At 27.5% G+C, this 21,104-nt stretch carries 27 protein-coding genes and 1 pseudogene; 5 read left to right on the top strand and 23 right to left on the bottom strand.

Annotated features, from left to right (window positions below; genetic code table 11):
• Positions 1 to 332: 332 nt before the first annotated feature.
• Positions 333 to 611: pseudogene (locus I2E98_RS15965) on the top strand (3D domain-containing protein); the annotation flags it as partial.
• Positions 612 to 890: 279 nt separating this feature from the next.
• On the opposite strand, the gene I2E98_RS04865 reads toward I2E98_RS15965, so the two are convergent.
• Positions 891 to 1,394 carry a DUF4358 domain-containing protein gene (locus I2E98_RS04865; protein WP_195467839.1) on the bottom strand — a complete coding sequence of 168 codons (504 nt, stop codon included), beginning with the start codon at positions 1,392 to 1,394 and terminating at the stop codon, positions 891 to 893.
• 392 nt (positions 1,395 to 1,786) lie between these two features.
• Here I2E98_RS04865 and I2E98_RS04860 point away from each other — a divergent pair, with 392 nt between their 5' ends.
• Entirely contained in the window at positions 1,787 to 2,437 is a 651-nt protein-coding gene (locus tag I2E98_RS04860; RefSeq protein ID WP_243250946.1) for an N-acetylmuramoyl-L-alanine amidase, read from the top strand.
• A gap of 118 nt (positions 2,438 to 2,555) precedes the next feature.
• On the opposite strand, the gene I2E98_RS04855 is transcribed toward I2E98_RS04860, so the two are convergent.
• The 3 genes from I2E98_RS04855 to I2E98_RS04845 form a co-directional block, all read right to left on the bottom strand.
• Positions 2,556 to 2,870, bottom strand: a complete 315-nt coding sequence (locus I2E98_RS04855; protein ID WP_195467838.1) for a rhodanese-like domain-containing protein — start codon at positions 2,868 to 2,870, stop codon at positions 2,556 to 2,558.
• A gap of 67 nt (positions 2,871 to 2,937) precedes the next feature.
• Positions 2,938 to 3,483: a methyltransferase domain-containing protein gene (locus I2E98_RS04850; protein WP_195467837.1), complete on the bottom strand. Its 546-nt coding sequence runs from the start codon at positions 3,481 to 3,483 to the stop codon at positions 2,938 to 2,940.
• Between the two features lie 194 nt (positions 3,484 to 3,677).
• Positions 3,678 to 4,157 (bottom strand): hypothetical protein, encoded by a 480-nt coding sequence (locus tag I2E98_RS04845; RefSeq protein ID WP_195467836.1) that lies wholly within the window; start codon positions 4,155 to 4,157, stop codon positions 3,678 to 3,680.
• 316 nt (positions 4,158 to 4,473) lie between these two features.
• Here I2E98_RS04845 and I2E98_RS04840 point away from each other — a divergent pair, with 316 nt between their 5' ends.
• Positions 4,474 to 4,776, top strand: coding sequence for a hypothetical protein (locus tag I2E98_RS04840; RefSeq protein ID WP_195467835.1), 303 nt, complete (start codon positions 4,474 to 4,476; stop codon positions 4,774 to 4,776).
• A 50-nt stretch (positions 4,777 to 4,826) separates the two neighbouring features.
• On the opposite strand, the gene I2E98_RS04835 is transcribed toward I2E98_RS04840, so the two are convergent.
• The 15 genes from I2E98_RS04835 to I2E98_RS04765 are packed head-to-tail and all read right to left on the bottom strand — an operon-like array spanning position 4,827 to position 13,654.
• Entirely contained in the window at positions 4,827 to 5,279 is a 453-nt protein-coding gene (locus tag I2E98_RS04835; protein WP_195467834.1) for a 4Fe-4S binding protein, read from the bottom strand.
• Positions 5,272 to 5,715, bottom strand: a complete 444-nt coding sequence (locus I2E98_RS04830) for an NADH-quinone oxidoreductase subunit B family protein (RefSeq protein ID WP_195467833.1) — start codon at positions 5,713 to 5,715, stop codon at positions 5,272 to 5,274. Before I2E98_RS04830 ends, I2E98_RS04835 begins: the two co-directional genes overlap by 8 nt.
• Before the next feature lie 12 nt (positions 5,716 to 5,727).
• Positions 5,728 to 6,705: a complex I subunit 1 family protein gene (locus I2E98_RS04825; protein WP_195467832.1), complete on the bottom strand. Its 978-nt coding sequence runs from the start codon at positions 6,703 to 6,705 to the stop codon at positions 5,728 to 5,730.
• Between the two features lie 11 nt (positions 6,706 to 6,716).
• Positions 6,717 to 8,726 (bottom strand): proton-conducting transporter membrane subunit, encoded by a 2,010-nt coding sequence (locus I2E98_RS04820; RefSeq protein WP_195467831.1) that lies wholly within the window; start codon positions 8,724 to 8,726, stop codon positions 6,717 to 6,719.
• A complete protein-coding gene (locus I2E98_RS04815; RefSeq protein ID WP_195467830.1) occupies positions 8,723 to 9,058 on the bottom strand; it encodes a cation:proton antiporter subunit C in 336 nt (111 codons plus the stop codon). Before I2E98_RS04815 ends, I2E98_RS04820 begins: the two co-directional genes overlap by 4 nt.
• The gene (locus I2E98_RS04810; protein WP_195467829.1) at positions 9,059 to 9,499 is read right to left on the bottom strand and encodes an MnhB domain-containing protein; all 441 of its coding nucleotides are present in this window, start codon (positions 9,497 to 9,499) and stop codon (positions 9,059 to 9,061) included.
• Position 9,500: 1 nt separating this feature from the next.
• Positions 9,501 to 9,779, bottom strand: a complete 279-nt coding sequence (gene mbhE / locus I2E98_RS04805; RefSeq protein WP_195467828.1) for a hydrogen gas-evolving membrane-bound hydrogenase subunit E — start codon at positions 9,777 to 9,779, stop codon at positions 9,501 to 9,503.
• Positions 9,776 to 10,039, bottom strand: a complete 264-nt coding sequence (locus I2E98_RS04800; RefSeq protein WP_195467827.1) for a hydrogenase subunit MbhD domain-containing protein — start codon at positions 10,037 to 10,039, stop codon at positions 9,776 to 9,778. The genes mbhE and I2E98_RS04800 overlap by 4 nt, the downstream gene beginning before the upstream one ends.
• Positions 10,032 to 10,376, bottom strand: coding sequence for a monovalent cation/H(+) antiporter subunit G (gene mnhG, locus I2E98_RS04795; protein ID WP_195467826.1), 345 nt, complete (start codon positions 10,374 to 10,376; stop codon positions 10,032 to 10,034). The genes I2E98_RS04800 and mnhG overlap by 8 nt, the downstream gene beginning before the upstream one ends.
• Positions 10,376 to 10,639: a monovalent cation/H+ antiporter complex subunit F gene (locus tag I2E98_RS04790; protein WP_195467871.1), complete on the bottom strand. Its 264-nt coding sequence runs from the start codon at positions 10,637 to 10,639 to the stop codon at positions 10,376 to 10,378. The genes mnhG and I2E98_RS04790 overlap by 1 nt, the downstream gene beginning before the upstream one ends.
• The gene (locus I2E98_RS04785; RefSeq protein ID WP_195467825.1) at positions 10,639 to 11,169 is read right to left on the bottom strand and encodes a Na+/H+ antiporter subunit E; all 531 of its coding nucleotides are present in this window, start codon (positions 11,167 to 11,169) and stop codon (positions 10,639 to 10,641) included. Before I2E98_RS04785 ends, I2E98_RS04790 begins: the two co-directional genes overlap by 1 nt.
• 18 nt (positions 11,170 to 11,187) lie before the next feature.
• Positions 11,188 to 11,832: a hydrogenase nickel incorporation protein HypB gene (gene hypB / locus I2E98_RS04780; RefSeq protein WP_195467824.1), complete on the bottom strand. Its 645-nt coding sequence runs from the start codon at positions 11,830 to 11,832 to the stop codon at positions 11,188 to 11,190.
• Positions 11,833 to 12,174: a hydrogenase maturation nickel metallochaperone HypA gene (gene hypA / locus I2E98_RS04775; RefSeq protein WP_195467823.1), complete on the bottom strand. Its 342-nt coding sequence runs from the start codon at positions 12,172 to 12,174 to the stop codon at positions 11,833 to 11,835. It lies immediately after the preceding gene.
• A gap of 4 nt (positions 12,175 to 12,178) precedes the next feature.
• Positions 12,179 to 13,261, bottom strand: a complete 1,083-nt coding sequence (locus I2E98_RS04770; protein WP_195467822.1) for a nickel-dependent hydrogenase large subunit — start codon at positions 13,259 to 13,261, stop codon at positions 12,179 to 12,181.
• Positions 13,262 to 13,276: 15 nt separating this feature from the next.
• Positions 13,277 to 13,654, bottom strand: coding sequence for an NADH-quinone oxidoreductase subunit C (locus tag I2E98_RS04765; protein WP_195467821.1), 378 nt, complete (start codon positions 13,652 to 13,654; stop codon positions 13,277 to 13,279).
• Between the two features lie 247 nt (positions 13,655 to 13,901).
• Here I2E98_RS04765 and I2E98_RS04760 point away from each other — a divergent pair, with 247 nt between their 5' ends.
• Entirely contained in the window at positions 13,902 to 14,318 is a 417-nt protein-coding gene (locus I2E98_RS04760) for a hypothetical protein (RefSeq protein ID WP_195467820.1), read from the top strand.
• Positions 14,319 to 14,393: 75 nt separating this feature from the next.
• On the opposite strand, the gene I2E98_RS16295 is transcribed toward I2E98_RS04760, so the two are convergent.
• Both I2E98_RS16295 and I2E98_RS04750 read right to left on the bottom strand, forming a co-directional pair.
• On the bottom strand, positions 14,394 to 16,097 hold the full coding sequence (locus I2E98_RS16295) for an ATP-binding protein (protein WP_195467819.1): 1,704 nt from the start codon (positions 16,095 to 16,097) through the stop codon (positions 14,394 to 14,396).
• A gap of 125 nt (positions 16,098 to 16,222) precedes the next feature.
• A complete protein-coding gene (locus I2E98_RS04750) occupies positions 16,223 to 16,990 on the bottom strand; it encodes a hypothetical protein (protein ID WP_195467818.1) in 768 nt (255 codons plus the stop codon).
• A 548-nt stretch (positions 16,991 to 17,538) separates the two neighbouring features.
• Here I2E98_RS04750 and I2E98_RS04745 point away from each other — a divergent pair.
• A complete protein-coding gene (locus I2E98_RS04745; protein WP_195467817.1) occupies positions 17,539 to 17,709 on the top strand; it encodes a hypothetical protein in 171 nt (56 codons plus the stop codon).
• Between the two features lie 860 nt (positions 17,710 to 18,569).
• Here I2E98_RS04745 and thiI read toward each other — a convergent pair.
• Both thiI and I2E98_RS04735 read right to left on the bottom strand, forming a co-directional pair.
• Positions 18,570 to 19,727, bottom strand: coding sequence for a tRNA uracil 4-sulfurtransferase ThiI (gene thiI, locus I2E98_RS04740; protein ID WP_195467816.1), 1,158 nt, complete (start codon positions 19,725 to 19,727; stop codon positions 18,570 to 18,572).
• Positions 19,724 to 20,866, bottom strand: coding sequence for a cysteine desulfurase family protein (locus tag I2E98_RS04735; protein ID WP_195467815.1), 1,143 nt, complete (start codon positions 20,864 to 20,866; stop codon positions 19,724 to 19,726). The genes thiI and I2E98_RS04735 overlap by 4 nt, the downstream gene beginning before the upstream one ends.
• Positions 20,867 to 21,104: the final 238 nt, after the last annotated feature.

The following is a 21,104-nucleotide window of genomic DNA, read 5'->3' as shown; positions in this document are numbered from 1 at the left end:
ATAAAAAAGTTATTAATGTTAGTTATTTAGAAAAACATAATGATAATAATGGGACAAACTCAGATGATGTTTCAACTAATAAAGGTAATGCTATATTAATTAACTCTAATAATGATGTAATTATTCACGACATTACTACCAATACTAATGTAAATGTTAAATTTACTTCTACAGTTGATAATATAATGAATGATGTTTCTATATATAATAAAAAAGTGGAAGAAAAACAAGTTAATGAGAAGTCTGATAACATGAAAGCAGAAGCTGATACCACTGCTGAAACTGTAGCTGAAACTCAAGAATCCAGTAATTCATATAAAGCTACCTACACAATGGAAGCTACTGCATATACTGGAGATACTACCACTGCTACTGGTGTTACCCCTGTTCGTAACTCAAATGGACTTAGTACTATTGCTGTAGATCCATCAATAATTCCTTTAGGTTCAAAAGTTTATATACCTGGATATGGTGAAGCTATTGCCGCTGATACCGGTGGAGCTATCAAAGGCCATAGAATCGATTTATTTTTAAATTCTGAAAATGAATGTAATGAATGGGGAAGACAAAATGTCACCTTATATGTCCTGGCCTATCCTGGAGAATGGTAAAATTAATAAGTAATAATTCATTTACTATTGTTCATACTAATTAAAGTAATGCTTTTTATTTTAATTAGGAGGGTTGATTTTGTTAATACCTAAATTTATTTTTTGTATACACAAATATAATTCTGAAATAGTAAGAAATATTTGTTTTAAAGGTGGCTATTATGAAAAGCTAACTTGTAAAAAATGCGCTAAAGTTAAAAATCTATATTGGTAACATAACTTTATCGTATAAAATACAAAGGAGTATCTTGATTTCAATATACTCCTTTTTTAATTTAACTATTTTATTAATTCTTCATAAGTTGCTTGTGCATCTGATGCTACTTCACTATTTACTATAAATAATGAAACTAAATTTCCATCAACCTTTACTTCTGCACTTTCAGCAACTTCTTGTTCTTCTGGATAAAAAGCACTTCCTATTTTATCTTGTAAAACTTGCTCTACTGAAGCTTTTACCTCATCTACTTTACCTTCCTTTGCTTTTACAACCATAATAAATCCTGGTCCTGGAGACATTTGAGTTTCTAATATTCCGTAATCTTCTACATCATCTAAATTTAAATGATAAATTTCTGATGCTACAGTATCATCAATTTCAGCAGCAGCTCTTACATATCCTTCTTCATTTAACTTTTCAACTACTTCTTTTGCTGATACTGAATTTGTTTGTTGTGTACTTTGCTCAGCTGATGAAGCATTTCCTAAATTTTTATTTCCACATCCAGTTAAAGTTGCTCCAACCATAACTGCTATTAACGCACTTACTAATATTTTTTTCATTATTATAACCTCACTTTATTCTTTTGTTATGTCAATTGTCTTATCACTTCATTAGACTGTCTTCTTATTTAAATTGTTCCCAACTTTTTAATTTTTTTATTTTTATTTATTTCCAATCATTTACAATTATAATTATTTTAATTATACTTATATTAAGAAACATAATCCATCCTTAAGTCAAAGGTAAAAGTTTTTATTAATAAAATTACCAATTAGATAACTCTGGAGTTTCTCTTTTATGAAATGAGGTGATTTATATAGACCAAAATAATTTCAACTTAACCGAAAGACGAAAATTACTTCATGAACGACAAAGAAAAAGGCAGAAAATATTTAAGCTTATAACTTTATCAATTCCTCTATTAATTCTATTAATAACCATAATAGTTATTATGTCAAATAGAAACAATACAGTTGCAACCTTTAATTTAGCCATACCTAAAATAGAAGAAAAACAAATCTATACTGTTTGCATAGACCCAGGCCACGGTGATTGGGATTATGGTGCAATTAGTCCAAATGGCACAGCAGAAAAAGATATTACACTTGCTGTTTCCCTAAAGTTAGGAAAGCTATTAGAGGAAGATGGTAGTTTTAAGGTTATTTATACCCGTGCAACAGATACTATGGATTGGATAGAAACAGCAAATGATAGTTTAAAAGAAAGAATTAAAATCTCAAAAATATGTAATGCAGATATCTTTATATCTATTCATTGCAACTATAGCTCTGACTCTAATGAAATTTTAGGTGTTGAAACTTGGTATAATCCTTCTGATGATAGTAGTTTAACCTTATCAAAATATCTACAACAAGCTCTAATCGATTTAGATTATACTACTAATAGAGGAGTAAAATCCTATGTTCCTGGTGAAGAGCTTGCAGTTTTAGAATTAAATTCTACAACATCAGCTTTAGTTGAATTAGGGTTTCTAACAAACTCTTCTGATGAAAAATATCTTACTTCAGACATAGGTCAAGCTAATTGTGCAAATGTACTTTACAAAGCAATTGTTGAATATAGAGATGATACCAATGAATAAAACAAAAAAGGATCTAAACAACAGTAATATACTACTATTATTTAGGTCCTTGAAATTACTATTTTATTATTACTATATATGCACTATTTGACTCTCTACTATTGTAAATACGTTATTTCTATTCTACTGTACCTGTGTATCCTAAAAGTCCTTGTCCTAAATTATATAATTTAGTAAAACCTTCTTCCTCTAACATTTGGCATGCTAATGCACTCTTATGTCCAGCCTTACAATAAATTAAAATTGGTCTATCTTTATTTTCTTTTAACTCTTCAATTTCCCACTCTAACTCTTCAACTGGTATGTTTATTGCATTCGGTATTTTATTTTCTTTAAATTCACTATATCTTCTAACATCTATAATCATTAAATCTTTACAATCTTTGATTAAATTTTGAGCTTGTATACTATTAATTGATTTAAATGAACTCATAATTACACCTCTTTTGTCATTACATTTAAATTAATTATATTAATAATAAATTTTATTTACAAGCAAATTATTTATTTATTGGCTTTACAGCATCTATAATAATTGAAACCATTCCTAAATTATTTTTAGAGTTCCTACTATCAAATCTATAACTTCTACATATTTTCCCCTTTGATTCATCCCATTCTCTATAATGAAAATCTCCTTGTTCGTCACAGTATTCTAAAAGTGTAACTTCAAAACCAGCACTTTCAAATACATTAACTAATGTTTTATAATCATATACAATTTTATGTGCATATGCTGGATGAGCTTCATGTCCTGGTCCCCCAACCTTAACCATATTTTGATACCATTGATTTCTAAAATTTTTATCTGGAACTGCACATCTTACATATCCCCCTGGTTTTAAAAACTTATAACAATTTTCTGCCGCTTTTAATCCATCTTCATAGGATAAATGTTCCCATACATGTTCCGCTAAAATTGCTTCTATATCATCATTCTTTGAAAGATTTTCCCATTGCTCTATTGATAATAAATTAAGCTCATTCTCCTGGGTTGAAACCCATCCGTCATATTTTACTTTTCCTGCTCCTACGATTATTCTCATAATACTTATCCCCCTAATACTTTTATAAAAAATATATAATTATATAATTTTCAATCAATACTTTTATACAAATAATTAAAATTTTATCATTATATTGAATAATATATATTTTATACCATTTTAATCATCTAAGTAAATATTTTTAATTCTTTTCATAAAAATAACCATAATATATATTAATTTATTAAAATTATTTAGCAATTTAATACCTCAAAATTCATGGTAGTTGCTAAAAGTATTAAAAGTATTGCGATAAAGCTCTTATAAGTATCTCTAATTTCTTTTTCACTTCTATTTTCTCCAGTTTGTGATAAGGCTGTTTTATAATTATCAAATAAAATCCCTGTAAAAATTGCTGTTACAAATAAATATATTGTATTGGCTCCTTTAGGTACTTCAGTTAAATCCTGTAGCGTCTCTGCATAGTTGGTAGAATTTAATTGATCTGCTATTCTTACTTTTTGCCATTCAAGATATAATATATTAAGTATAGAAGCATATATAATTAAACTAATTCCAAGTTCTGATAAATTAGCAATTCCTATTTGCTTAATTAACGCATTTTTTTCTTCATCTGTAATAGTTGAATTATTATTTGAATTTGAATTACTATTAGTATTATCATTAGTACTTTTTGATTTATTTCTTTTATTCTTACTTTTACATTTTTTCATAAACTTAAATTTGAAATTGCTCTTCAATACATGATATTCAAATCAAAATATACAGTTACATATATGCTTTTTTTATAATTTCTTATTAATATATTTTATACACAAATCAAAATACAGGATACTTTTGATTTAATTATTTTTTATAGTATAAATATTCTTATTATAATATCATTATAATTTCGTTTTTTCTTAATAAATTTATTATTTTGGAATTGATTCCAATATTTTTTTGATAATTTATCATTTTTCTCATTGTAAATATTTTACATAACGCATATAATATTAATACGCAGGGGAATTTTTAGGAGGTTTTTTTATGGGAGATAAGCATAATAACGTAAAAGATTCATTTCAAATTTTTTTAACTGAAAGAAATATACCTGATCCAGATGAGATGCTAGGTAAAGCTTTAAAATATTTAAAAGATAGAGGTCAAAAAGTTTCATTTAAAGGTTTTGATATAAATAATACACCAATTGTTGAAATAGATAATGTACTGTATAAATTTGATAAATGCTTTGGGCTTTGGCAATCAGCTAAATTTACTAAAATTCAAGGTAATCTTTCAGATGTTCTTATAACTAGTAAAAAATCAAAAATAGAAAGTTTTTATTCTTAAATATATAGTAAAGGCGCACATTAAGTGCGCCTTTATATTTTATCTTATAATTATTTCTTTTTTACTTCTTCTTTATTTGCCACAGTTTCCTTCTGTTTTGCTGATTCTTTACTCTTAGCTGATGGCTTTGGAGGTAACTTTTTAATAAAACTTCCACCGACCTTTAATTCGTCCTTATTTTCTGAAACCATAAGTACTTCATCTGTTAATGTTATTGCCTTTTTAGGACAAAAGTCTTTACATAATCCACAGAATGTACATGAAGTTAAATCAAAATTCATTTTTATCTCTTGGCCGCCTTCTACTGGCTTTACTTCTTTAGTTATTGCCTCACCTGCACATACCCTAATACATATTCCACATCCAATACATGCATTTGAATCAAAAGAAAGCCTTCCCCTATAATTTTCCGCTCCCTGTACCTCATCAATTGGTTTTTCATCTGTCAATACTGGCTTGAATATATTAGAGATTCCTTCTAAAAAGTAAGGAAGTTTAAACATAATTTTCAGCCTCCCTCTTTTTATTTAATATTTCAACAGCTTCCAATATCCCCTTTGCTATAGCCTCTGGCTTTGGTGCACAACCTACCACTGTTACATCAACTTTTGTCCATTTATCTAAAGGTCCATCAACAGAATAACTTCCCTTAAAAACATTACAAGATGCCGGACATGAACCAATAGATACAACAACCTTAGGTTCTGGAACTTGAGATAAAACTCTTAACATTCTATCTCTTGATTGCACTGTTACAGGTCCTGTTACAACAACTATATCTGCATGTCTTGGTGAACCAGCAAGTTTAACTCCAAATCTTTCAATATCGTATCTAGGCCCAAGTAGTGCTAAAAGTTCAATATCACATCCATTACAAGATCCTGTATTTACATGATATATCCAAGGAGATCTTTTTCTTCCTTTTTCAATTATTGACATTTCTATACCTCCCTATAGATTAAAGCTTACTAATACATAACTTAATAAAGATAAAACTGTTGGTATTGTCCAATAGAATTTAAACATTTGATTAGTTTTGTATCTTCCCATAAGCCCTCTAACTATTGATAAAAACACTATAGCTATAACTATTACTAAAACTAGTAATATTAATGTATTAACTAATAAATCAATTCCTCTATTCCCTGTAGTTACTCCTATTCCACCTAAAAATAACACTACGAATAATGCAGTCATAACATAAACCTTTATATTATGAGTAAGCTTAAATAAGCCTAAATGTAGTCCACTATATTCAGCTAGGGCACCTTCACAAATTTCTGTTTCAGCTTCAGATACATCAAAAGGGGCTATTCCAATCTTAGCTGGCAATATCATTAAAAATGCAATTGCAGCTGGAAGTAAAGATATTGTAAATAGGAAGCTTCCATTTCCTTGTTGTGCATTAGCTATAGCTGATAAAGAATATGTTGTTCCGTCCCCTAATATCATTCCTGCTTTTTTACAAACCGCAAGTAACGATGTTATTAGAGGTAATTCATAGGCAACCATTGCTACGACTTCTCTTGACACCCCAATTGATGCAAATGGTGATCCTGATGCCATACCTCCAACTATCATTGCTACTGTTGGTATAATTAATAAATAAATTATTACAACTACATCAGCTGTACCTCCAAAAAATGACCAATCATATATAGGAAATAATACTGGTATTATACAGATACTAACTAATGCTATTATTGGTGATAAAATAAATAACCTTTCACTTGCATTTCTTGGAACTATAGTATCTTTTCCTAAAAGTTTTACAAAATCATAAAATGGTTGTGTAATTTTAGGCCCTCTTCTTCGTTGCATTCTAGCTACTATTTTTCTATCTAATCCTGATAAAAATAATCCCACAATCACTGTAAAAATGAAGCCTGGAAATATAATTAAATATATCAACTTACTTAAATACTCCATATTCCCACCTCCTATAAAAATATAATTGTAATTACAGATACTATTACTAAAGTTGCAACTATCCATAAAGAATAATCATTAACGCTACCACTATGAGCCTTTTGTATGCTATTAAAATATCCCCTTAATTGATACTTCATTCCCCAAAATAAATCATTAGCACCAACCTTTACATTTTCTACATCTTCTCCTCCAACATAAATATTATATTTACAAGCTGCATCTAAAGGAGCTTCTGAATAATTTACTCCACTTAAATCATTATTTTTATATCTCTTAAATATACTCATATCAAATTCATTATCTGATTTTTCATGTATTTCCTCTCCTGCTTTATCACCTTTAAAAATAACAAATGCTAAAACAGCAAGTAATAATATTACAAAAAGTATTAAAAAATTAGTTGGATTATATATACCTTTTGTTAGAAATTCAACATTATTAATACCATCAAAAGAAAATACTGAATCATAAGTATTTCCTAATGCTGAAGATACATATCTAGCCAAATCATATACGCTTTTAATTACTGGAAGTAATATCTTATTAACTATTACCTTTGGGAATAGTCCAAATATAACTGTACATAAAGCTAACACTCCCATTGGAATTTTCATTGATGCTGGAACATCTTCTATATTTTTATGTTCTTTCTTTATAGGTCCAAAAAACACAGAATGTCCAACTTTTATAAATGATGCTAAAGTAAGAGCAGAAACCACAACAGCTATTATAGATACTATTCCTAATGAACCAGTAAATCCAGCCTCATATATCATCCATTTTGATGCAAAGCCATTAAATGGTGGAATTCCACTAATTCCCGCAGCCCCAAATAAAAACATTGCCATAGTAAATGGCATCCTTTTCCCTAAGCCTGAAACTGATTCCAAATCTGTAGTTCCAGTAGTATAAAGTATAGCTCCAGCAGTTAAGAATAATAACCCTTTAAATATGGCATGGTTAATCATATGATAAGTTCCACCAGCCATTGCTAAAACACTTATTTCTCCACTTTCTATTATTGCCATCCCTAGAGCTGTTATAATATATCCAATTTGAGAAACTGAATGAAATGCTAAAAGTCTCTTAAAATCATGTTGTAACAATGCCATAGATACTCCTATTACCATTGTTATAACACCCCAAACTAATATTAAATATCCTACTGGCTTATTAGATGCTAGTCCAAAAATCATAAATACTAATCTTATAATTGCATATACTCCAGTTTTACTCATTACTCCTGAAAGTATCATTGAAATTGATGATGGTGCTGCCATATGTGCATCTGTTGGCCATGTATGACAGGGAACCATGAAGGCCTTAACTGCATATCCAACCATCATAAGTGAAAATGCTATTATTAACGTTGGAGTCATAGACTCAATATTTTTCATAACTACTGCTATCTCAGCTAAATTTAATGTCTTTGTTTCACTATATATTAAACAAGTTCCTAATAAAATTAATGATGATCCTAAAGATCCTGTTACTATATATTTAAATGCTGCTTCTACTGATTTATCCTTATAATTTCTAAATGCAGTTAATGCAATTGCTGCAAATGTCATTATTTCAAGCATTACATACATATTAAATAAATCACCAGTAAATACAAAGCCTATCATACTTGAAGTCAATAATAGAAATAATACATAGTATTTTTCTAATCCATTATCATGACTCATGTATTTTAAAGAATAAATTACTGACAAAAGTGATGCCCCTGTAATTATTAAAGCTAAAAACATTCCTAATGAGTCTATTTCAAGACCAATACCAAAAGCCTTTCCACCTATTGGACTCCAATTTCCCATCCAACTTACTATAATTTCTCCGTTAATTAGAATTGGCTTAACTAATAATATTACACATAAAAATGATACTACTGTTGCAATAACTGCCAGTGCTCTCTTTACCCTTATATATTTATCCTTAAATAATCCAAGTACAAAAGCTAAAATAAATGGAGTCATTATTGCTATTATTGGAAGATTATTAATCAATTCTGTACTCATCCTCTAATCCTCCTTACATCATCACTTTCTATACTGTTATAATGTTTTTTAATTTTAATCACAATAGATAATGCTAGTGCTGTAACACAAGCTCCAATTACTATAGATGTAAGAGTTAAAGCCTGAGGAATAGGATCAACGAAATAAGTACTATTATCACTAAATATTGGTGCTGTACCATTAGTTCTAAATCCAATTGAAATTAGCAACAAATTAATTCCAGAATCTAAAATTCCCATTCCAATAACTATCTTTATTAAGTTTTTCTTTAAAACAATTATTGCAAGTCCAATTACAATTAAAAGAAAAGCTCCAATATAATTAATTGTCATCTACTCCTCCCCTTTACTCTTTAAATTAGTTATTATAATTAATATTAAAAATGAAATTCCTGCAAAAACTTTAAAACCTACAGCAAAATTCATTAAAAATATACTTCCTGATGAGAATAAATCCCCTGGACTACCCTTTTCAAGAATATTTCCAAAAAAGACACCTGATCCTATTAGTCCTATAAATGCTAATATTATAAATCCTAAGGCTCCAATATCCTCTGCAATTTTAAATGTATTTGCTGCTATTCCTTTATTTACCCCTTTAAATCCATATCCAATATAAATAATAGCTATGGCACCAGCTATTAAAACTCCACCTTGGAAACCACCACCTGGCGATAAATGACCATGAATTATAATATATAATCCTAACGTAAGCAAAATTGGTAATACTAAGTTTGTACAAGATATTAAGATAGAATCTCTTCTCTTTTTCATATTATTTCTCCTCCTTTGCCTTCTTTTCCGGTCTTAAAACTGCTGCAACCCCGCAAATTGCAGTAAATAATACTATTGCTTCTCCCAAAGTATCATATCCTCTAAAATCAAATACTGTTGCTGTAACTGAGTTTATAGCACCTGTTTCCTTAATAGTCTCATCTATTATTATTTGAGATGCATCTCCAAACACTTGTGGGTTTAAGCCCATTTTAAAACCTAAAAAAGTAAAAATCACAAGTAGTAAGAAAAGAATTAAATAAGTTATCTTTTTTCTCATTTCTCTTCCTCCTTAACCTTTTTTGTTTTAACTTTATTTAAAGTTATTATAAAGATTACTGGAGTTAATATAGCTCCAACAGCTGCCTCTGCCAAAGCAACATCTGGTGCTTTAAGTAGTAAAAACTCTAAAGCTAAAAACCCTCCTAAAACAGCCATAGCAATAATACATTGAAGTATATCATCTAGGAAAAATACACAAAGTGCTGATGCAACTAATCCAACTATTATTAAAGTATTTAATACATCAAAACTACTCATTTATATCCCTCCCATAATGATCAAATTTTGTTTTTTCATAAAGTTCAGCCTTAATTTTATATGCAGCCCTTGCCATTGCATGTGCACCTACTGGATTGCTTATAAGTAGAAATACTACCATTATTAAAGCCTTTATGCCTAAGGAAGTATTACCATTTCCGAAACCATATATACTACATGCTAATGCTATTGGCATGGCTCCCATTGTTGCTATATTAGTTGCACTTTGTAATCTACAAAATGTATCTGGCATCCTAATTACACCAACAACACCTGCAAGAAGAAAAAAAATACCTACTACAAGTAATACACAAACTATTATCTCTACTATAGACATTACAATTCCCCCTCTAAATACTTAGAAATCAATACAGTTCCAATAAACCCTAGAAGAGTTACTATAAGTCCAAGATCTAAATACATTGCTCTATCTTCTACTGCTCCAAATAAAATCATAATTATTCCTAAAATTATATCTATTGAATCTGCAGCTAAAACTCTGTCTATCATATTAGGCCCTTTAAATACTCTGTATAATAAAACCAAAGCTAGGATGGCTAAAATTATTGAAACTATAGTAAATATAGAATTCATATTCATCACCTAAAAAGCCTCCTTACAAAATACTCAAATCTTCCCTTTATAATTTCTGACGCCTCTTTAGTATCTTCTGTTTTAGCATCTATCCAATGAATATACATTGCATTTTTATCCCCTTCTTCATATATATCCATTGTTATAGTTCCAGGTGTTAAGGTTATGCAATTAGATAACATTGCTAATCCATAATCAGATTTTAACTCTGTAGTTATCTTTACTATTCCTGGATTAATATTTAAATTTGGCGATAATGATTTTATAGCAACACTAAAATTTGCTTTTATTAACTCCCATATATAGACTGGAATAAAAATTATTAAATTTATAAACCTAAACTTTTTGAATATCCATAGTCCATCTTCTCTAGCAAAAAATGAACTTGAAAAATACGAAACAACTATAGCTACAATAGCACCTACTATTAGTTCTTGAGCTCCTAATTTTAGAATATTAAAATCCTGAATTAAAAATAAAATCCAAAATAAGTATGACAAAATGAAAGTTCCCACAAATGATGTCCATTTTTTCATCCATAATCACCTTCTATCTTATATTTTTTTTATTAACCACTCTGCGAATTCCTTAGTTTCAGCTTTTTCTAATGAGTTAATTTTAAAAATTTTTGAATTTGGATTTCTAATAAGTGTTTGCTCCTTTACTTCATCCTCGTTAAATTTAAAGTATTTTATCATATCGTATTTAGTAAGCACTAATGCATCAGCCCTTGAAAACATTAATGGATATTTAACAACCTTATCGTCTCCTTCTGGTATACTTAATAATGCCACCTTTAATACTTCTCCAATATCAAATTCTGCTGGACATACTAAATTACCTATATTTTCAACTATAATAATATCTAATTCATCTAAATCAAAATCTTCTATTATATTCTTTATAGACATAGCCTCTATATGACAAGCTCCTTGTGTATTAAGTTGTACAACTGGTATCCCTGCCTCTTGTATCTTTTTAGCATCTATCGTACCTTCTATATCACCTTCTATTACACCAACTCTTAAGTCTTTGCTTTTAAGTTCTTCTATTAAATTTAATATAAACGTTGTTTTTCCAGCACCTGGAGATCCCATTATATTAATCATTTTTACATTCTTATTGCCAAGCTCTTCTTGTACTTCCTTATGACAATCTTCATTCCATTCTAAAATTTGTCTTACAACCTTTATTTGCATTTATTCAACCTCCATAGTATCTAAATAAAACTCTCGTCCCTTTGTAATTTCATATTTATTTCCCTTGCAATTTGGACAAACATAATTATTTTTTCCTAGCTTTCCCTCATAGCTACATTCATTACATCTAATTACTACTGATATTCTTTCTATATTTATTTTGGTATTTTCAGCAATAGTACCTTTAGCAACAATATTAAAATAATAGGATATACAACTTGGTACTAAGTCTGTTAATTCACCAACTTTAATATTTATCTCTTTTATTTTCTTAATATTATGCTTTTTACATTCTTCTAAACATATCTTAAGTATTCCTTGAGTTACTGATAATTCATGCATACTTCTACCTATCTAAACATGAGAAACAAGGATCTATACTTGCTACTATAAGTCCTGCATCTGCAATGGTATTATTTTTTAACATAACTGGAACAGTCATTGCATTTTTGAAGGTTGGTACATGAATATTAACTCTTCCATTTGTCTGTCCACCATTTGAAACTACATAATAAGTAACTTCACCTCTGGGAGCTTCAGTTACTGCCATATACTCACCTACTGGAACCTTAGGAATCTTATTTCCTAGATTAATAGGACCATCTGGCATATTATTAAGAGCTTGCTCAATTATCTTACAGCTTTCTTCAATTTCTATTAGTCTTACAACAGCTCTTGAAAAAACATCACCATCATTTGCCACAGCTACATTAAAATCAAATTCTTCATAGCAATTATAGGGCATTGTTTTTCTTACATCGAAATTAACTCCAGAAGCTCTTCCATGTGGTCCACAAGCTCCATAATTTAATGCATCCTCCTTTGTTAATATTCCAACACCTTTCGTTCTTGCCGCTATACTTGAATCTTTAGCATAAATATTATAAATTTTTTTATATTCACGTCTTAGCTCTTCTATCATTTTTATTAAAATTTCCTTTTGTTCATTACTTATATCCCTTCTTGAGCCACCAATTATATTCATAGCATAATTAACTCTATTTCCTGATATAACCTCCAGCATATCCATTATTTTTTCTCTTGATGCAAAACACATCATAAATAAAGAATCAAATGCTACTATATGGGCCGCTAACCCTAACCATAGATAATGAGAATGTAATCTTTCTAATTCACTTAATATTACTCTTATATAGCTTCCTCTCTTAGGAACCTCCATCTTAGCAATATTTTCTATTGCTAGACAATAAGTCATAGCATGGGAATGGGAACAAATTCCACATACTCTTTCAACTAAGGTTATGGTTTGAATAGGATTTCTAATTTCCGTTAATTTTTCTATTCCTCTATGGTTATATCCTATAAAAACTTCTGAATCCTTTATAAGTTCACCTTCAGTAAGAAGTTTAACATGCACTGGCTCTTCTAATGCAGGATGATATGGTCCTAATGGTAAAACGTAACTCAATCTTTCCCCCTCCTTCTAATTAACCTTTAATTTTTTAAGTTCATTTAGGGGCATTATAAGTATTTGCCCTTCACCTTCTTTAAACTCTTCCGGTAAAAATAATCTTCCACTAAATATTAATCCTTCAAACTTTAATGGCATCATTTCTTGTATTTCTTCTTCAAACCATTGTGCACCTTTATATACATTAGTTACTGTTGGTAATACCTTCTCTCCCTTTACATGATAATGTCTTCTAACATCATCATATTCTAAGGTATAAACTACTACATTATTTTTCTCAGTATCGACGTAACCATTTATAGCTACTAATCTTCCTCCCTTATCCCTAACCTCCTGTACCTTTGATACAATATCATTTTTTTGAATTTCTTCTACTGTAATATTGCCCATAATACTCCTCCTTACATAAGGAATTTTTTATTATTTATGTATTTATTTTACATGTCTTCACTTTTTATTATACATAAGATTATGACTTATTATAATAGAATATTGGAATTTTTTTGAAAACAAATCCACTTATTTATTCTTCCTTTCATTAATACTATTTTTTGTTTTATATCTATAACTTTTATGCTATAATGTCTATATAATTTTTGTTAATATAGTATAATTTATAATAAAAGGAGTTTTTGCAATGGGTTTCAAAGATAAAATGACTAAATATTACTCTGATGCATACATGAATAAATATGGAGATAGAATGACAAGTGTTTCTGGTACGGTTTTATCAGTTAAAACAGAAACTAAAAGTTTTCTAGGAATTTTTAATAGATTACATGTTTGGCTAGTTGTTAAGTCTGATGCTGGTAAACAAATAGCTAAATGTGAATATAAGAGAAATAGATGGTTTAAAAAACCAGAGTTTATCGATATATCTCAAGGTCACAAAATAATTGTTATGGGAATTAAAGGTGAAAAAGGTAAAGCAAATTCTGAAGTTATCATGGCTTCAAACATTGCAAACTTAACTACAAGAAAAGATCTTCACCCATTTGATCATAGCCAAATAAAGAAAGCTAGACAACAAGCTACTAGAATGAGAACTAGATAATTTAAATATAAAAAGAGATTTTGCATTTTGCAAAATCTCTTTTTTTTGTTCTTAATAACTCTATAAAATCTTTATCTATATTTCTTCATTAGCAACACACTTTTCACCAGCAAAAACTATTGCCCATTTCTTTAAATTTTTAATATTTTTAAGCTCTTCTGCAGTTTCATATTGCTTTAATTGTATTTTAGCTTCTGTTAACTTTTCTTCTACTAACTTTTCTCCATATTCTTCGTAATCTTTTTTCTTAATATACTTAAGTTCAAATATTGCAAAGAAAGTTGGGTTTACGTTAATTTGCTTTAAAAGTGCAATATCAATAAAACCATTTTCTACTTCATATTCTGATTTTACCAAATATAATTTACTTAAAAAACAATAAGTTAAAAATATTAATTTAACATATTTTTCATTAAACTGTATATAATCTCTCTTTGAAAGTTTATTTAGAGTCCTTTCAACAATGCTTATAAGTTTAGTATTATCACCTTTTTGAGCTATTGTTTTAATAGCCCCTCTAATTTCAGAAGTATTTAATTCATATTCAATTTCTTCACTTATTTTCTTTCCAAAGAAATCAAAATATAATTCCCTTATTACATTATTAGGTACTTTTAAAACTACATCTCCTAAATCTTCTCTTTCTATCGTTAAAAGTCCTAAATAAAATAATAAAGATTTAAAATCATCTTCATCAAAGTCTTTTTCTAAACTAAATTGAGATGTTATTACAGCAGTTATCTCTTCACCACTTAAAACATCTTCTAAAACTTCCATATTTCTATCTTTATTTTTTAATGTAAACATATTTCCAAGTTTAGCATAATCACTAGCTATATTCTTGTCTATTAGTTCTTTTGGCTCTTTTCTAAAATCCTCAAATGATTTTAAATAATATAATACCATATCACTATTAAATACAGTTTTTTCTGAATCTACTGAAAATAAATATCCATTATAGTTTTTTTTCATCCTTTTAACTATACTATCAACTTTATTTTCTTCTAGGGACTCATCTATATTTAAAATTAAATCTCTAACTTCTTCTTCAGTAAATCCCATCATTTCATTAAATCTAGGATCTTTAGTAAAATCGCTTGCTATATTAAATCCTGATGTTAAACTATCTAAAGTTATTGGACTTACCCCTGTAGCAAATATTCTTTTTACTATACTTTCTGTTCCTATTTTTAATACTTCATAAAACTTTCTCACAAAGCCCGTTTTACTTATTATTTGAGAAAACATATCTAATTTAAAACTTAAAAGTTCATTAGCAAAGTGATCATACTCATCAATTATTACATAAAGTGGCTTATCTATTTCAAATTCTAGCTTACCTAAAAAACTATTAAAAACATCTGAAGGATAACCTTCTTTATTATATTCAAAATTTAAATTATATTTCTTAAAAAATTTATCATAAGATTTATTACATTGCTCTGAAAAACTTTTAACTAACTCTTCTTTTGTATCAGTTATAAGCCCTGAAAAATTAAATTTAAGAATATAGCAACTATTTTTTTCAGAAGTTGGATTTTTACCTATATACGTATTTTTAAATAGTTTTTCAAAATCATTTTTCTTATTTACATCATAATAATTTTCTAGAACTGATGTGAAAAGGCTTTTTCCAAATCTTCTCGGTCTTAAAAAAAATATAAATCTATCATGTAAATTTTCCATAGTTTCAATATATTTAGTTTTATCCACATATAAAAAATTATCATTTACTAAAGTTTCATAATTACTTTGCCCATAAGGTAACTTCTTTTTCACCTAAGTCACTCCTTAAACTTTTTTAATTATTTATATTATATCCTATTTAAGTCAACCCTTACATATTATCAATGTTTATCTTCATAAAATATATTCTAAATAATAAACTAAAAACCCTTTGCTACTTATTTACAGTTTTCACATTTAAAATCTTTACCACTTTCATATACTGTTCCACTATTTATTATCTTACTTCTTGATAGTGATCTACACGTGTTTTTAGTATGATAAGTTTTTCCATTAGGAGTCCAGAAAACTAACTCTTCAACTTCAGAAGTTCGTATTTCATCTAAATTATTAACTTCTTCAAATAATTCTTCCACATCTTCAATTATTTCTTTTATATCTTCATTTGTATCTTCAGAGTCATTAAGTATTTCTTCAGAATTATTTTCTGTAATAGCTTGTACTTCGTTTATAGATTCTGTTATTATGTTTTCTTCTATCTCATCTATAGCTACTGTAGTTTCATTTTCTTCTATTGTTGTATCTGCAATATCATCTACTTTATCTTCACTAACTACTTCTTCAGTATTATCTAATTCATCCATATTATTTATTTCATTTATATTGCTTATTTCATCTATAATATTTTCTTCTATAACTTCTATATCTTCTTCAAGTGTAGTCATTGCTACTTCATCTAACACTTCTTTACTTATATCACAAGTATTCTCAGTTCTATTTTCTTTTACATTACTTTCTTCAACTTTTGACTCTTCTTTTATTAAGTTATTAGTTTTTGTTTTGCTATCTTCTTTAACCCACTTTTTAAAAATAGATAACGGTAAACTTTCAATAACAGTTACACATACATCTCTTCTTATAAAATCACTTTTAAATATATATATAATACAACCAATTACTAATATTGCTATTGCTATTTCAACCATCTTTATTTACATCCTCTTTATCTTAATTTATTCAAACTAATATTGATTATACTATTAACATTAGTAGTAAATAAAGTATTATTGTAAATATTATTACTATATTACGTTAAATTTTTATAATAATTTAAGTAAATATTATAACTACACTATAAAATTTACATAATTTTCTTTTCTATTTGAATATCTTGTTATTTATTTAATAAGAATTCTGTTATTATATTAAAAATCTATAGTCTAATCATTACTATGTATATTGCTAATAAATTTTTATTTAAGTTATTAGGGAGTATATAATCTAAATACTCTTATCCTTATTATTATATTTTATATTTTGAATACAATCTTTTATTGTGAAATATTTACTTTTCTCTTTTTATACGATATTATTATTTTGTAAATATTTTCTATTAATTAAAAATATTATAATATAAGAAGATGAAAATAATATAAATATGGTAAGAATTATATTTAGTTTATATATTCTAAATATTAATTAAATAAAAATACAAGATTAATTAAATAAAAATATGAAATGGAGGATTTTTATTATGGAAATAACTTTAAATACTAATTTTTTAGCTATCAAAAATGATAATTTAAACTCAATTAATGATGGTTCATTTATATCATTGTTAATTGCTATTATCGGAGTTTATTTTGCTATTGACACTATTTATAAATTTGGGAAAGGTTTTATAGGTGAATTTAATGAACGTTAATAGAAATTCATTTTTTTATATAGTAGGATATATTTTTTAAGTTTTGGTCTTTTAAGCATATTAGCTACATTATTTACATCCCAAAATTATATTCTTGATATATTTCAATATTCATCTATAGGAATTAGTTTTATATTATTAAAAAAGTTAGATAATTCTCCTAAAAAAATTTTTTTTCTTATTGTTTTTTTAATTATATTTTTAACTAGTACATTGTTAAAACTATAAAATATATTTATAATATGGAAAACTTCACAAACTTAGATAACTTTACTTTACCTCAAATATCTTGAAGTAGTTTAGCCTATGATTTAGCTTATTGGCTTGGTTCTCTAATAAATTAATTTTTTAACTACTACATTTAATTTTTTATTATAACAAAAGTCTATTTCTTGAAACCAAATTATTAATTAAGATTATCAGGAGTAATTTATGAATAACACTATTTTTTATTTGTTATGTTTCCTTTTTATAATAAAATTAATTTATGACTTTAAATATATATCCTCAAGCTTTAATAAATCTAAATATTTAAATTTATTTTTGCTTCTCATTATTTTTCTTTCTTTAAGTAGTTTTATATTGAGCATATTTATAAAAGTTGATGGTTCTAATTTATGGAAACCACTATTACTTGTAGCATTTATTTTTGAAAATTATTTTTACATTATAAACACTTCAAAAAGATAATACGATTTTATCTAGCTAAGTTATACTTTACTATAAATTAAAAATCTTTATTATAATTTTTAATTTAATAATGAACTTTAAGTTTTAATTTATGTAATATAATTAAAGATGGATTATCTTAAGCTCTATTAAAACAATCCATCTTTTATATAATTTATTTAATATTTAAATTAAAATACTACTAATTCTGTATTATTAATTGCTTTTTCTACCATTGCATCAACATCTAAAACAGATTCTGCTTTTCTCATAGCTTCTAATTGTGGTTTAGTCTTTGGATGCTTTGGTACGAATATTGTACAACAATCTTCATATGGTAAAATTGAAGTTTCATATGTTCCTATTTCTTTTGCAATATCCATTATGTCGCATTTATCCATTGCAATTAATGGTCTAAATACTGGTCTATCTGCACAATCAGTACTTACTATTAATCCTTCCATAGTTTGACTTGCAACTTGACCTATACTTTCTCCACTTGAGATTGATTGTACTCCATACTTTTCAGCTAAAACACATGCACATCTCATCATAAATCTTCTCATTAATATAGTTAATTCATCTTGTCTACACTTTTCCATTATATCTAATTGAATATCTGTAAATGGTACTATGTATAAATTAACTCTTTCTGTGTAATTAGAAAGGATTTTAGCTAATTCTTTAACCTTATCTTTAGCTCTTTCTGAAGTATATGGATGACTATGATAATATACACAGTTAAGCTCTACACCTCTTCTAGCCATTAAATATCCTGCAACTGGAGAGTCTATTCCTCCTGATAACATAAGCATTGTACTACCATTCATTCCATAAGGTAATCCCCCAACGCCCTTTATTTTATCTTTGCTTGTAAATACATATGCTTTTTCTCTAATCTCAATGTTTACTAAACACTCTGGATTCTTAACATCAACTTCTAATCCATCTCCAAAATGATGAAGTACATATCCTCCTACGTTTCTAGAAGTTTCAATAGAATTTAATTGGAACTTTTTATTTGCTCTATTTGTTTCTATTTTAAATGTCTTTGGATTAGCTTCTTTTACTTTTCTTAAAGCCTCTTCTTTTATTGCAGTTAAATCTCTTTCTACTTCAGTAACTATACATACTTCAGATACTCCAAAAACTTTTCTTACTCTTTCTACAGCTGCATCTATATCTTCTGCTTTAATAAATCCTCTTCCTTGATCAGTAACAAATTCAAATTGTAATCCAGAAAGTTTCTTTTCTATATTTTCTTTTAATCTTCTTTCAAACTTCCCTCTGTTTAATCCCTTTAGGAATATTTCTGAAGCATATTTAACTAATATTAATTTATTATTCATCTTTTTATTCTCCTTAAAAACATTAATGACTTTTTCAGTACATCAATTGTATAATCTACTTCTTCCTTTGTATTTTCGTATGAGAATGAGAATCTTATAGCTGACTCAATTTCTCTATTATTCAATCCTAAAGCCTTTATTACATAGCTCCCATGAGCAGCACTACTTTTTGACGTACATGCAGAACCAGTAGCAACATATATTCCTGATTCCTCTAATAAATGTAATAAAACTTCTGCTCTTACTCCTAGGAAAGATACATTTAAAATATAAGGACTAAATCCTTCTATTCCACTATTTATTCTAATATCCTTTATCTCTTTTAATCTTTCAATAAAATAAGCTTTAAGTTCAGAAATTTCTTTATATCTTTTATCTATATTTTCAAAAGTAATTTTTGCAGCTTTTTCAAAGCCAATTATACCCGGAAGATTCTCTGTACCTGCTCTAAAGCCTTTCTCTTGGCCTCCGCCTGAAATAAGAGAATTTAATATTATTCCTTTTTTTATATAAACTAATCCAGTTCCCTTAGGTCCATGAATTTTATGCCCTGCTACTGTTAATAAATCAATTTTAGCTTTATTAACATCAATAGGTAACTTCCCATAGCCTTGAACAGCATCTACATGAAATTTTGCTCTAGAACTTTTTTCCTTTATTAGATTTCCTATAGCCTCAAGATTTTGTATAGCACCCATTTCATTATTAACATACATTATTGATACTAAAACAGTATCTTTACATATAGACTCTTCCAAATCTTCTAATGAAATTCTTCCTTCACTGTCTACATCTAAATATGTAATTTTGACACCTTTATCTTCTAACTCTTTACATGTATTAATTATTGAATGATGCTCAAAAGTAGTTGTTATAAGATGATGACCTGGCTTTAACAATCCCTTTAAAACAAGATTATTTCCTTCGCTTCCGCCAGATGTAAAATAAATCTCTTCTTTATTGCATTTAATAGTAGATGCAAAATACTCTCTAGCTTCATTTAATCTTTTCTCGCAGCTCATTCCTATCTTATGTAAAGATGATGGATTGCCAAAATACTCCTTCATACCTTTACTTACTTCTTCTATTACTTCATCATAAGGCATTGTAGTAGCACTATTATCAAAATAAATATTCAATGACAATCACTCCTTTCTTTTAGTATTTACATCATAAGTGAAATTTAAAATTTTAATTTTACAAATTGAACTTACAACTTTAATATTTTGAAAAATTCTTTCATATTAATTTAAAATTCTACCATTTACTTTGCAATAAGTAAACAATTTATAGAATAAAATCTAGTATTCCTATCATTTTTCTATGAAATATATCTATAAATTTATATAAAAAAGAGTTCATTACTATTTTAGTAAC

It is taken from the genome of Clostridium sp. D43t1_170807_H7, from assembly GCF_015555905.1.
Lineage (GTDB): Bacteria > Bacillota > Clostridia > Clostridiales > Clostridiaceae > Clostridium.
The sequence above is the reverse complement of the archived record's forward strand: the minus strand, read 5'-3'. Positions and strand labels throughout refer to the sequence as shown.

Excerpts from the sequence above, each read along its gene's own strand:
- mbhE (WP_195467828.1), bottom strand. The coding sequence starts at position 9,779 with ATGAGAAAAAAGATAACTTATTTAATTCTTTTCTTACTACTTGTGATT.
- hypA (WP_195467823.1), bottom strand. The coding sequence starts at position 12,174 with ATGCATGAATTATCAGTAACTCAAGGAATACTTAAGATATGTTTAGAA.
- mnhG (WP_195467826.1), bottom strand. The coding sequence starts at position 10,376 with ATGTCTATAGTAGAGATAATAGTTTGTGTATTACTTGTAGTAGGTATT.
- I2E98_RS04845 (WP_195467836.1), bottom strand. The coding sequence starts at position 4,157 with ATGAAAAAATGTAAAAGTAAGAATAAAAGAAATAAATCAAAAAGTACT.
- I2E98_RS04860 (WP_243250946.1), top strand. The coding sequence starts at position 1,787 with ATGTCAAATAGAAACAATACAGTTGCAACCTTTAATTTAGCCATACCT.
- hypB (WP_195467824.1), bottom strand. The coding sequence starts at position 11,832 with ATGCAAATAAAGGTTGTAAGACAAATTTTAGAATGGAATGAAGATTGT.
- I2E98_RS04855 (WP_195467838.1), bottom strand. The coding sequence starts at position 2,870 with ATGAGTTCATTTAAATCAATTAATAGTATACAAGCTCAAAATTTAATC.
- I2E98_RS04785 (WP_195467825.1), bottom strand. The coding sequence starts at position 11,169 with ATGAAAAAATGGACATCATTTGTGGGAACTTTCATTTTGTCATACTTA.
- I2E98_RS04865 (WP_195467839.1), bottom strand. The coding sequence starts at position 1,394 with ATGAAAAAAATATTAGTAAGTGCGTTAATAGCAGTTATGGTTGGAGCA.
- I2E98_RS04750 (WP_195467818.1), bottom strand. The coding sequence starts at position 16,990 with ATGGTTGAAATAGCAATAGCAATATTAGTAATTGGTTGTATTATATAT.
- thiI (WP_195467816.1), bottom strand. The coding sequence starts at position 19,727 with ATGAATAATAAATTAATATTAGTTAAATATGCTTCAGAAATATTCCTA.
- I2E98_RS04760 (WP_195467820.1), top strand. The coding sequence starts at position 13,902 with ATGGGTTTCAAAGATAAAATGACTAAATATTACTCTGATGCATACATG.
- I2E98_RS04835 (WP_195467834.1), bottom strand. The coding sequence starts at position 5,279 with ATGTTTAAACTTCCTTACTTTTTAGAAGGAATCTCTAATATATTCAAG.
- I2E98_RS04790 (WP_195467871.1), bottom strand. The coding sequence starts at position 10,639 with ATGAATATGAATTCTATATTTACTATAGTTTCAATAATTTTAGCCATC.
- I2E98_RS04830 (WP_195467833.1), bottom strand. The coding sequence starts at position 5,715 with ATGTCAATAATTGAAAAAGGAAGAAAAAGATCTCCTTGGATATATCAT.
- I2E98_RS04815 (WP_195467830.1), bottom strand. The coding sequence starts at position 9,058 with ATGACAATTAATTATATTGGAGCTTTTCTTTTAATTGTAATTGGACTT.
- I2E98_RS04765 (WP_195467821.1), bottom strand. The coding sequence starts at position 13,654 with ATGGGCAATATTACAGTAGAAGAAATTCAAAAAAATGATATTGTATCA.
- I2E98_RS04800 (WP_195467827.1), bottom strand. The coding sequence starts at position 10,039 with ATGAGTAGTTTTGATGTATTAAATACTTTAATAATAGTTGGATTAGTT.
- I2E98_RS04745 (WP_195467817.1), top strand. The coding sequence starts at position 17,539 with ATGGAAATAACTTTAAATACTAATTTTTTAGCTATCAAAAATGATAAT.
- I2E98_RS04820 (WP_195467831.1), bottom strand. The coding sequence starts at position 8,726 with ATGAGTACAGAATTGATTAATAATCTTCCAATAATAGCAATAATGACT.
- I2E98_RS04825 (WP_195467832.1), bottom strand. The coding sequence starts at position 6,705 with ATGGAGTATTTAAGTAAGTTGATATATTTAATTATATTTCCAGGCTTC.
- I2E98_RS04850 (WP_195467837.1), bottom strand. The coding sequence starts at position 3,483 with ATGAGAATAATCGTAGGAGCAGGAAAAGTAAAATATGACGGATGGGTT.
- I2E98_RS04810 (WP_195467829.1), bottom strand. The coding sequence starts at position 9,499 with ATGAAAAAGAGAAGAGATTCTATCTTAATATCTTGTACAAACTTAGTA.
- I2E98_RS04840 (WP_195467835.1), top strand. The coding sequence starts at position 4,474 with ATGGGAGATAAGCATAATAACGTAAAAGATTCATTTCAAATTTTTTTA.